This is a genomic window from Micromonospora sp. PTRAS2 (assembly GCF_054052245.1).
Genome location: NZ_JBSWBU010000003.1, coordinates 897,838 through 905,946, shown reverse-complemented (window position 1 = coordinate 905,946; position 8,109 = coordinate 897,838). Strand labels below are relative to the sequence as shown.

The following is an 8,109-nucleotide window of genomic DNA, read 5'->3' as shown; positions in this document are numbered from 1 at the left end:
TGCGGCCATTTTGTCGAACACTCCCACCGGTGCCGCCCGCCTCGGTAGCGTCGATCGGGGACCCGCCGTCGGGCGGCGTTCCCCGCGACCGTGGCCGGAAACCCGTACGTGGCGTTCGCCTCCAGCGCTATTGGGACGCTCCGGCCGGGGTACCTGCCCACAGTTCGACCGGATCTGACCGCCGGGAGGCGGAGGCAGGAGTGGTCATGAAGATCGGAATCATCGGGTCGGGGCACATCGGTGGCACCCTCACCCGGCGGCTGAGCGCCCTGGGCCACGAGGTGACGGTCACCAACTCACGGGGGCCGGAGTCCCTCGGGGACCTGGCGCGGGAGACCGGCGCGACCGCGGGAACCCTTGAGCAGGCCACCGAGCAGGCCGAGGTGGTCGTGGTGGCCATCCCGCTGCGGGCGGTGCCGGAGCTGCCGGCCCGACTCGTCGAGGGCCGGATCGTGGTGGATGCCGACAACTACTACCCCCAACGGGACGGCGACATCGCCGAGCTGCTGGACCGCAGTCTCAGCTCCAGCCGGTGGACGGCCGAGCACCTCAAGGGCGCCCGGGTGGTGAAGGCGTTCAACAACATCCAGGCCCAGCACCTCATGGACAACGGCCGGCCGGCCGGCGCGGCCGACCGGATCGGGCTGCCGGTGGCCGGCGACGACGCCGACGCCAAGCGCGTCGTGATGGAGCTGGTCGACGCCCTGGGCTTCGACCCGGTCGACGCCGGCACCCTCGACGAGAGCTGGCGGCAGCAGCCGGACACGCCCGTGTACGGCACCGACCGCGACGCCGACGGCGTACGCCAGGGGCTGGCCGACGCGCGGCCCTGAGCGCCCGTTCCGGGCGGCCGGGCGTGTTTCGCGTACCCAAGGTGATGCCCCGCCGGCACGTCGCCGGCGGGGCATCGGTGTGTCCGGGCCCGGCGGACCTCAGTCGGCGGGGCCGCCGCAGACGTAGCGGGGCTCGGCAAGGTACCGCCAGGTGAACTTCTCCCGCTTGACCACCTTGCCGTCCTTCTTGATGACCCGGAAGGCGTCCTGGGTGAAGCCGTCGATGCCGTTGCTGGGGATGCACGACGGGCCGGGCGTGAGGTGGATGGTCTTCGGCTTGGTGACGTCCCGGCGGGGGCCGTACTCCGTCTTGACGCTGTCGTAGATCTTCGTGCTCCAGATCGACACGGTCACCGAGCTGGCGGTGGTCGAGGTGTCGATGAGGACGCCGTACTTCGTGTTGTTGCGGAACTTGAAGTCGAGGTTCGGCCAGAAGATCGTCGACTCGATGACCGGCGGGTACCGGCTGAACCAGTAGGAGTGCGGCTTGTGCTCGACGTCCTCCAGGCCCGCGTAGTAGGTGGCGTTGAACAGGGTGGTCGTGAACTGGGAGGTGCCCCCGCCCACGCCGGGGACGAGCTTGCCGTCGAGGATCACCGGGGCGTCCCGGTAGCCCTGGGCGTAGCCGCGCTCGCCGGTGTGGCCGTTGAGGGAGAACGTCTCGCCGGGCAGCACGACCGTCCCGTCGACGTCCTTGGCGATCTGCACGATGTTCTGGCTGCGGGGCGAGGAGAGGCCGCCGGTGAAGTGGGTGGTGAACCGGGACACCCGTTCGACGATGCCCAGCCCGGCCAGCTTCTCGGTGGTCAGCTTCGGCTGGGTCTCCTTGAGCCGGCCGGTGACCTTGCGGTCGTCGGTGCGGGGCAGGACGGCGAGCAGGTCGCGGCTGAGCGCGGCGCTGTCGAGCTGCTCGCCGGGGCGCCCGTCGACCGGCTTCGGCCTGCCCCCGGTGACCGTCATCCGGGCGTCGCGGGGCTCGGTCTCGATGGCGTCGAGCTTGTCGCCGAGGGCGGCCCGCAGCCGCTTCACGTCGACGCGGGGGGTGAGCTTCCCGGCGTCGTCGGCGGTGAAGCGCAGGCTCCGGGCGATGGCGGCGGGCGGGATGGTGACGGAACCCTTGTCGGTGTCGAGGGTGACGGGGGCGGCGACGGCGGGGCGGGCCAGCTCGGCGACGAGCTTGTCGACCTCCTCGGCGCTGGTCGCCGGCGTGTTCTCCACCAGCGGCACGGTCACCGGCTGACCGGAGAGCCAGCCGGCGCGGACCGCCTGGGCCGAGCGCTGCGGGTCGAACGCGAGGCCGGACCTGGGGCGTACCGGCTTGGGGGTGGTGCCGGTGAAGATGATGGCCGGCACGGTCCACTCGCGGGTCTGGTCGCCGGCCGCCTTGCGCAGGGCCGCGTCGAGCCGGGCGGCGTCGACGGTCACCACCGGGGCGACGGCGCGCGAGCCGACGAGGCGGCTCACCGGGTGCGCCTGGGCCTTCGCCGCCGCGTCCACCGTCGCTTCGACGTCCACCGCGAGCCCCACGTCGGCGGGGGCGAACTCCAGGCTCTTCTCGCCGACCGTCACCCGCAGGGGGGTGCTCGGGGTGCCCGCCCGCTCCAGCTCAGCGCGTAGCTCGCGGATCGCGTCGGTGCGGCTGCGTCCGCCCAGCTCGGTGCCGAGCACGGTCGTGCCGCGCGGGACGTCGCCGGCGTACGCGTAGGCGCCCACCCCGCCGACGGCGGCCAGGACGACGGTGCCGACGCCGGCGGCGAGCAGGACCCGCAGTCGGCGGCTGCGGCGGGCCGGCCCGGTGCCGGCTGTGGCCTTTGTGGCTGCCGGTGCGACGGGGTCCGGCTCGTCGACCGGCCAGCTCACCGCGGTCACCTTGACGGTCGGCCGGTCGTCGGCGGGCGGTCGTGTTTCGCCGTACAGAGTCACAGCAACCTCGATCGGTACGTACCACGTGGGAGCCTCTCCCACCCGGGAGACACCTACGGTAACCAACGGCGGGGCCGTCCGGCAGTCTGCGTCCCCGGCCGTGTCCGGGCAGCGTGTCGGCGTGGGGCGCACCGGCTGTCCGTCGGGCTGCGCGGGCTGGTCATGCGGGATTTCCACGCCGGTATCGCCGTCGGGGTGATCGATGGATCACTCTCAGCGGTCTGGCAGGTTCCCGTTACCAAAAAGTTACCGGCGGGTATCACGGCTACGTCGCGTGAGTCTCGCCGCGTCGCCTGTCGCACTCGGCCCGGTTTGTCCGGTGGGGCGTCAAGGCGGGCGTTGACCGAAGGTGACCATAACCGATCTTGATGGCGCGGGCGAGTTACCCGCCGGTAGCAAGGGTCTTGTGACCTGGGTCGCTTAGCGGCAGCATCCAATCCGCACGCTGCGCGCACCGTCCGGCCAGCGGATCGCAGCAGCCACCGCAGCTTCCCCCACCCCCCGAGCCGCGATCCCGCGCTCGGTGACCCCCGTTCGAGGAGGACCTCGTGAAGGATTCGGAAGACCGTCTGGAGCAGGGCGGCACCCGTTGGCGGCGGTTCGCCGCGATGATGGTGCCCGCGACCGCCGTCGCCGGCGCCATCGTCTTCGGCATGGCCAACGGCGCGATCGCGGCGTCGTTCGCCGTCTCCGGCCAGACCTTCAAGGTCGGCGCCTCGAAGCTGGAGGGCACCGGCTTCAAGCAGTACGGCGGGTTCGTCAAGGAGAAGGACGGCACCGCCCACCCGGTGGCGGTGTCCGAGATCGCGGACGCCAAGCTCTACGACTTGTGCCAGTCGGTGAAGATCCCCGACCTGCCGATCGTGCTCACCATCAACGCCGGTGGCGGCGGCAACCCGGCCACCGCCAAGGGCCTGCTGATCGACATGGACTCCCTGGGCGGCGACGCCGAGTTCAAGAACATCAAGATCGGCCGGGACGCCACCGACCTCAACGAGGGGGCCACCGCCAAGTCGTTCGGCCAGAGCGCCGACAGCGTGACCATCACCGACCTGGAGCAGGTGGCCCGCTCCACCAGCGCCGCGATCTTCACCCTCAACGGGCTGAAGCTCAAGGTCAACGTGGGTGCCGCCGCCAAGGAATGCTTCTGAGCCAGCCACCGGGCCCGTGGGGGGTGTGCCCTCCACGGGCCCCGGCCCGCCCTCGTCACCAGTGAGCACCGCCAGGAGGAGTACGTGACGACCGCCAACCCGCAGCACGCCCAGCCGGGCCGGGTCAGTCAGGCGTGGCGCAACTTCCGCCGCTGGCGTCGGGCCCGCCCCTTCTGGGGCGGCCTGTTCACCGCGCTGGCCGGGCTGGAGATCTTCTCCACCACCCAGATGAGCCTCAGCGGCCTGAGCTTCCAGATGGGGCCGACCGGCTTCCTGTCCTGGCTGATCCCGGTGATCCTGGTGGCCTGCGGGATGCTGATGTGGTTCAGCCCGCAGCAGCGGATGTTCTACGCGATCGTCGGCGCGGTGACCGCCGTGTTCTCGCTCATCGGGGTCAACCTCGGCGGCTTCTTCGTCGGCCTGCTGCTCGGCATGGTCGGCAGCGCCCTCGGCTTCGCCTGGGTGCCCGCCCGCCGACCGGCCGCCGCGCCGGCCGGGTCCGGCCCGCCCGCAACCGCGACCGAAGAGCCGGCCGGAACCGCGACGGCCGGGCCGGTCGACGCCGACGCCGACCGCGCCGGCGAGGCGGCGCTGGTCGACGAGCTGATGCCCCGCGCGCAGCACCCCGACGACGTCACCGGCCCGCTCACCGACACCCTGCCGCCGCCCCGCAACCCCCTGCGCGAAGCGCTGCCCGCCGACGCCGCACCCCCGCTACGGGAGTCCCCGGCCGCCGGCGCGGGCGACGACAGCACCCAGGTGCTGCCGAGGGTCGGGGCGGACGGCCGCCCGCAGCCCCAGCCGGCCGAGGACGGCCCGGGCCGACGCGGAACGCATCGGGACCCGAGGCTGCTGGCGATCACCCTGGTGCTGCTCAGCGTCTCGGCCGCCGGGGCGCTGGCGCTGCGCGACCAGGCCCCGGTGCAGGCCGCCCCCGCCGCCCCGTGCCCCACCCCGTCCGCCACCCGCACGGCCGAGCCCGAGCCGTCGGCGTCGCGCCCGGCCAGCAAGAGCCCCACCCCCACCCCCAGCCCGAGCGCGGAGAAGACCTCCGGGGGTAACGTGCTCACCGACATCATCGACGGCATCGGCGACCTGTTCACCGGTGGCGACGACGACGCCGAGCCGGCCGCGAGCCCGGAGCCGACGGGCACCGCGCCCACCACCGGCGCACCGACGTCCACCGCCCGGCCGACCGCTTCGGCGAAGCCGACCCCGGACGCGTCGGCCAGCCCCGACAAGCCCGGCGACGGGTGCGCCACCCCCGAGCCCACCGAGCCCGCCGAGGTCGAGCCCGGCGAGCCGCTGCCCAGGATCGCCCCCGAGCCGGGCCAGCCCCGGGTGGCGGCGAAGCCGTCGAAGCTCACCGGCTCGAAGGTCACCATGACCGGGCTGCGCTTCGAGGGGATCGTCGACCTGCCGACCGGCGACGGCACGCTCAAGGCGCTGAAGTTCAGCATGGCCAAGAGCGTCACCGACGACTTCCAGCTCCTGGCCGACGGCCCCGGCGGCCGGAGCCAGCGGTACGTCACGGACCGGCTGACCGTCCAGGGCGACGTGGCGTTCTACGCCACCCGGTTCGTCGGGCGGCTGCTCGGCATCAAGATCACGCTCACGCCCGACCTGCCGTTCCCCGACGGCATCCCGATCACCTCGCCGATCCCGATCACCTTCACCGACCCGGTGATCGACCTCGCGTACGTCCAGTGCGACGTCCTCACCGGAAAGCCGGCGCTGAAGCTCGACCTCGCCTGAGCCGCCCCCGACGCGACGGCCGGGGCCACACCCCCGGGCCCCGGCCGTCGTCCGTGCGGGAAACTCAGAGACGGGCGAGCGCCCGGCGCAGCGGGTCGAGGCCCAGCGCCCCCAGGTCCAACGCCTGCCGGTGGAACTCCCGCAGGTCGAAGTCGGCGCCCTTGCGGGCCTTCGCGTCCTCCCGGGCCTGGAGCCAGATCCGCTCCCCGACCTTGTACGAGGGGGCCTGCCCCGGCCAGCCCAGATAGCGGTTCAGCTCGAAGCGCAGGTTCTCGTCGGGCACCCGGCAGTGCGCCCGCATGAACTCCCAGCCCAGCTCCGGGGTCCACCGCTCGCCCGGGTGGAAGTCGAACGGGTTGTCCTTCGGGATCTCCAGCTCCAGGTGCATGCCGATGTCGACGATCACCCGGGCGGCGCGGAACGCCTGCCCGTCGAGCATGCCGAGCTTGTCGCCCGGGTCCTCCAGGTAGCCCAGCTCGTCCATCAGCCGCTCGGAGTAGAGCGCCCAGCCCTCGCCGTGCCCGGAGACCCAGCACAGCAGCCGCTGCCAGCGGTTGAGCAGGTCGGCCCGGACGGCGGTCTGCGCGACCTGGAGATGGTGACCCGGCACGCCCTCGTGGTAGACGGTGGTCACCTCGCGCCAGGTGGAGAAGTCGGTGACGCCCTGCGGCACCGCCCACCACATCCGCCCCGGCCGGGAGAAGTCCTCGCTCGGGCCCGTGTAGTAGATCGCGCCGTCGCTGGTCGGGGCCAGGCAGCACTCGATGCGGCGCACCTGCTCCGGGATGTCGAAGTGGGTGCCGTGCAGGTCGCTGATCGCCTTGTCGGCCAGCGCCTGCATCCAGTCCCGGAACGCCTCCTTGCCCTGGATGGTGCGCGCCGGGTCGGCGTCCAGCGCGGCCACCGCCTCGTCGATCGTCGCGCCCGGCCCGACGATCCGCGCGGCCACCGTCCGCATGTCGGCCTCCAGCCGGGCCAGCTCCGCGAACCCCCAGGCGTACGTCTCGTCGAGGTCGACGCGCGCGCCGAGGAAGTACTGCGAGGCCAGCGCGTACCGCTCCCGGCCGGCGGCCTGCTTGTCGCGCCCCAGCGGGGCCAGTTCGTCGCGGAGGAACTGGCCGAACCCGGCGGTGGCGGCGGTGGCCGCCGCCGCGCCCCGGCGCAGCTCCGCCCCGAGCGTGCCGTCGACGCCGAGCCGCTCCACCAGGCCGTGGAAGAAGTTGTCGCCGCTCGGGTCCGTCCAGACGTCGCACTGCTTGGCGACCTCGACGAGCTGCGCCTTCGAGCTGACCCGGCCCGCGCCGGCCGCCTCGCGCAGCGTCGTCTTGTAGCCCTCCAGGGTGCCCGCGAACCGGTTGAGCCGGGCCGCGATGTTGGCCTGCGCCTCCTCGCCCTCGGTGGGCATCAGGTCGAAGACCATGCGGATGTCGTGCAGCCCGCTGGCGATGACGTTGACCTCGCTGGTCGTCTCACCCGCCTCGTACCGGGCGAGGTCCAGGCCGAGCCGCTCCTGCATGGCCTCCCTGGCCGTCCGCTCCGACTCGGAATCGGGCTCGGTCACGTCGAGGTCGGCCAGCGTGCGTCGGGTCAGCTCCGCCCGGGCCGCGTAGCCCTCCGGCGACAGGTCGTCGAGCTGGTCGTCGTGTCCGGCGATGCCGACGTAGGTCGCGCCGACGGGGCTCAGCGGCGCCCAGTCGGCGACGTATCGGTCGGCGAGGTCATCGATTCGTCCCACGGGGTGACACTACGCGACCGGGCCGGGCGGTTGTCGAGCGTGATTGCCGTGTTCAGGGCAGCAGCTCGGCCGGGTCGAAGTCGATCGGGAACGGCGCGTCGGCCCGCAGCCGCTCCCCGCTGACCGCCCGCGTGACGAGTTCGGGGCCGCCGAGCCGGTGCAGGGCGAGCAGGCGCACGTCGACCCGCGCCGGATCACGGGTGAGCCGTATCCGCATGAACCAGGGGATGCCGCCCTCGGCGCAGTGACGCGGCCGGTCCACGGCGGCCGGCCCCGGGTTGGCGTCGGAGGAGACCTCCACCGCGAGTTCGCAGTGGCCGGCCGGCACCCAGCGGTCCTCGTCGTCCGTCGCCGGCAGGGTGTGCAGCACGGTGACGTCCGGCTGGATCCACAGGCCCGGGCTGACGGTCAGGTTGACCCGGCCGAGGACGTGCCGGCCGGCGGCCTCGGCGGCGGGGGCGAGCAGGCAGCCGAGGCTGGCCATCGCGAAGCTCTCGCTGGCCCGCAGGAACGGGCTGATCACCAGCCGACCGGCGACGCACTCGTGACGGGCGCCGGCCAGTTCCCTGACGGGGAGGTACCGCTCCGCGAGCGCGGTCGTCCAGCACCCGGACAGCTCCACGAGCGGATCGAACTCCTGCGACGGCAGCACCGGCGTCACCTCCGGCCTGGCTCAACGAGGACGGCGTCACGGCGTTGCTGTGGTGGTGGA

General features: G+C 73.0%; 6 protein-coding genes. 3 read left to right on the top strand and 3 right to left on the bottom strand.

Annotated elements, in window-relative coordinates; translation table 11 throughout:
* The first annotated feature begins 206 nt into the window (after window positions 1–206).
* On the top strand, window positions 207–833 hold the full coding sequence (locus tag ACVMYR_RS14990; protein ID WP_457122037.1) for an NADPH-dependent F420 reductase: 627 nt from the start codon (window positions 207–209) through the stop codon (window positions 831–833).
* Between the two features lie 99 nt (window positions 834–932).
* Here the strand turns inward: ACVMYR_RS14990 and ACVMYR_RS14985 are convergent, their stop codons facing one another.
* Complete coding sequence (locus ACVMYR_RS14985) at window positions 933–2,756, bottom strand: VanW family protein (RefSeq protein WP_457122036.1); 1,824 nt, start codon at window positions 2,754–2,756, stop codon at window positions 933–935.
* Window positions 2,757–3,364: 608 nt separating this feature from the next.
* Here ACVMYR_RS14985 and ACVMYR_RS14980 point away from each other — a divergent pair.
* Both ACVMYR_RS14980 and ACVMYR_RS14975 read left to right on the top strand, forming a co-directional pair.
* On the top strand, window positions 3,365–3,907 hold the full coding sequence (locus tag ACVMYR_RS14980) for a DUF6230 family protein (RefSeq protein WP_043966355.1): 543 nt from the start codon (window positions 3,365–3,367) through the stop codon (window positions 3,905–3,907).
* An 84-nt stretch (window positions 3,908–3,991) separates the two neighbouring features.
* A complete protein-coding gene (locus tag ACVMYR_RS14975; protein WP_457122035.1) occupies window positions 3,992–5,662 on the top strand; it encodes a DUF6114 domain-containing protein in 1,671 nt (556 codons plus the stop codon).
* 64 nt (window positions 5,663–5,726) lie between these two features.
* Here the strand turns inward: ACVMYR_RS14975 and ACVMYR_RS14970 are convergent, their stop codons facing one another.
* The gene (locus tag ACVMYR_RS14970) at window positions 5,727–7,397 is read right to left on the bottom strand and encodes a DUF885 domain-containing protein (protein WP_043964855.1); all 1,671 of its coding nucleotides are present in this window, start codon (window positions 7,395–7,397) and stop codon (window positions 5,727–5,729) included.
* Between the two features lie 52 nt (window positions 7,398–7,449).
* On the bottom strand, window positions 7,450–8,049 hold the full coding sequence (locus tag ACVMYR_RS14965) for a hypothetical protein (RefSeq protein ID WP_457122034.1): 600 nt from the start codon (window positions 8,047–8,049) through the stop codon (window positions 7,450–7,452).
* Between the last annotated feature and the right edge of the window lie 60 nt (window positions 8,050–8,109).

What these genes read in the sequence shown, in the direction of transcription:
- ACVMYR_RS14990 (WP_457122037.1), top strand. Translation starts at nt 207, where the DNA reads ATGAAGATCGGAATCATCGGGTCGGGGCACATCGGTGGCACCCTCACC.
- ACVMYR_RS14980 (WP_043966355.1), top strand. Translation starts at nt 3,365, where the DNA reads ATGATGGTGCCCGCGACCGCCGTCGCCGGCGCCATCGTCTTCGGCATG.